Below are 2,524 nucleotides of genomic sequence, written 5' to 3'. Positions count from 1 at the left end.
TGGAGTCGGGCATCCCGGTCAGCCAGATCGTCCCGGTCCATCAGACCTTTGGCGGCGGCAATTGGACGACCAACACCGGCGGCAAATATGTCATGCCGACGACGGACCAGCTGCAGACGATGATGGAGCACTGGGACGAACTGGTTCCGTCGCCCGAATTCGACTTTGCCTATGCCTGGGGTTCGCAGGAAGGCGACGTCGCGCTTGAAAGCTCGCCGGAACTGCAAGCCGTCTTCCGGGAACACAATCTCAGCACCGCCGGGACCGCCGCTTCCGACGTCACTGATGACAGCTCTACCGTGACTCTCCCTGCCGACGCCACCATCAGCGACGACAGCGCTGCTGCGGCCGCCGCTTCCGACACCACCACGAGCGACGACAGCTCTACTGCGACCACCGCTTCCGACACCACCATCAGCGACGACAGCTCTACTGCGGCCGCCGCTTCCGACGTCACTGTTGACAGCTCTATCGTGACTCTCCCTGCCGACGCCACCATCAGCGACGATAGCGCTACTGCGGCCGCCGCTTCCGACACCACCACGAGCGACGACAGCTCTACTGCGGCCGCCTCTTCCGACACCACCATCAGCGACGACAGCGCTACTGCGACCACCGCTTCCGACACCACAGCGAGCGACGACAGCGCTACTGCGATCGCCGCTTCTGACACCACCACCAGCGACGGCAGTTCCACTGAGGCCGCCGCTTCCCGTCCCGCGACCAGCATTGGCGGTGTCCGTGGTGCCGATGCGACCCATGCAGCCGCCGGCGCCGACTGGGCGGCAGACCATGACGGCAACGACACCTCCCATGTCGACAATGGCGCCGAAAAGGCAGGCAGCAGTGTCGACCGGGTGTTGGCCGCCCTTTCTGGCGGCTCGGAGTCGCTCGCCGGTTCACACGACAAGACGGCCGGCAACGGGTTCGCCCACATCGTCGAGAATAATGAAAATGTCGGTGCCAACGCTAGCAAGGGCGGCGCCGCCGAGATCATGTCCGGCCGCGGAGGGCACGACGCCTTCGACTTCAGCTGGCTCCAGGAAAAGCTGCAGGACAAGCCTCACTTCGACCAGGCCTTCTTTGACAGGCTCAAGTCGGGAGGGGAGTCATCCGACGCTCTGTCTACGGCTGCGCATGATCGTTCCGACCATGTCAGTTACGACAGTTCAACCGGGTCGCTCTCTTTAGACAGCGACGGGACGGGAGATGCAGCTCAAACGCAGCTCGCCAGCCATTTCCCATGGCAGCATCATTCGCTGTGACCTGAAGGAGCTACGGGCGGGAAATTAGATCAGGCTCGGCCTTTGTTCACCTCGAAGAACATTGGCCGGGTCGTTCCCGTGCCGGCCATCATTTTTCCCAGAAATCCCCGCGGCGAAATACAGATCATACTGGCGTCGCAGGATTGCTACCGCAATTCCGCAAAGTCCGAACGGAGCTTCTCATCGAGGACGATGGCTTCGCCGCCGATCAGGCCTCGCCCGGTGAAGACGCCACGCCGCCAGCAATGAGCTGTGCGTGGCGGCAAGAAAGTGGGCCTGATCTACACGCCCGACACTGCGCCGAACGCCTATGGCAATGGCCAAGGACGAACAATGAGAGACGCGCGAGAGCATCAGCGCGACCGGCGGAAACGCGCGCGCTGGTGAGGCTTTACGCCCCGCTCTCGGCTGCGCAGCTGCGCTTGCGCCGTCATATCAGATAAGCCTAATGTAAATCATGACCTGGCCATTGAGCGGGCGCGGCGGCGCACTCGGATTGGGCGCGCTATTCATCCGGTGGATATATCGATCACGCAAAGGGAGGACGAGATGAGACTGGTTAAGTCATTTGCATTTGCTGCTGTGCTGCTTTTTTCGTTTGCGTTGTCTGCGGCCGCCCAGTCGGCTCGCGAGGACATCGAAGCGGCGCTGACGAAATTCACGGACGCCTTCAACAGCGGAAACGCGGCGGCGGTGGGTCAAATGTATACCGAGGATGCCGCCGTGCTGCCGCCCGATGGCAAGCGCGTCGATGGTCGCAAGGGCGTGGAAGAATTCTGGCAGGGCGCGATCAAAGGCGGGATGAAGAATCTCACCCTGAAGGCAGTGGAAGTGGAAGAGAGCGCTAACCTTGCCTACGAAGTTGGCGCATTTACGCTCGACGTGCCGAGCAAAGACGGCGCCCTCTCCACCGTTGCGGGCAAGTACATCGTCGTCTGGAAAAAGGGCGGCGACGGGACATGGCGCCTGCATCGGGACATCTGGAATTTAGGTGCGGCCCAATAGGGATTTGATATCCAGGTCCTCATCGACCGCCTTGGCGACGAGTACGGCTGCATGCACTGGGATCTGGTGCTCTATTGCCATGCCAGTTGAAATCTCCGGTACGCCCAAGGCGGAGGCGTGGTTAAAGGGATTTAGCCGTAGTGCCAGTGGGGCTTTGGCTCGGTGCCGGTGAACATGATGCCGATGCGGTCTTCGCGGCGCCAGCGGACCACTGCCTTGTAGGCGATGCCGTCGGTCGGCACATAGAGCAGGAA

At 61.8% G+C, this 2,524-nt stretch carries 1 protein-coding gene and 2 pseudogenes; 2 read left to right on the top strand and 1 reads right to left on the bottom strand.

Annotated features, from left to right (window positions below; translation table 11 throughout):
• Both EN807_RS35905 and EN807_RS32210 read left to right on the top strand, forming a co-directional pair.
• A pseudogene (locus tag EN807_RS35905) lies at positions 1 to 1,265 on the top strand (hypothetical protein); the annotation flags it as partial.
• A gap of 549 nt (positions 1,266 to 1,814) precedes the next feature.
• On the top strand, positions 1,815 to 2,270 hold the full coding sequence (locus EN807_RS32210; RefSeq protein WP_135937904.1) for an SgcJ/EcaC family oxidoreductase: 456 nt from the start codon (positions 1,815 to 1,817) through the stop codon (positions 2,268 to 2,270).
• 131 nt (positions 2,271 to 2,401) lie between these two features.
• On the opposite strand, the pseudogene EN807_RS37145 reads toward EN807_RS32210, so the two are convergent.
• A pseudogene (locus EN807_RS37145) lies at positions 2,402 to 2,524 on the bottom strand (PilZ domain-containing protein); the annotation flags it as partial.

This window comes from Mesorhizobium sp. M5C.F.Ca.ET.164.01.1.1 (genome assembly GCF_004792125.1).
Taxonomy (GTDB): domain Bacteria; phylum Pseudomonadota; class Alphaproteobacteria; order Rhizobiales; family Rhizobiaceae; genus Mesorhizobium; species Mesorhizobium wenxiniae.
The sequence above is the reverse complement of the archived record's forward strand: the minus strand, read 5'-3'. Positions and strand labels throughout refer to the sequence as shown.

Excerpts from the sequence above, each read along its gene's own strand:
- EN807_RS32210 (WP_135937904.1), top strand. The coding sequence starts at position 1,815 with ATGAGACTGGTTAAGTCATTTGCATTTGCTGCTGTGCTGCTTTTTTCG.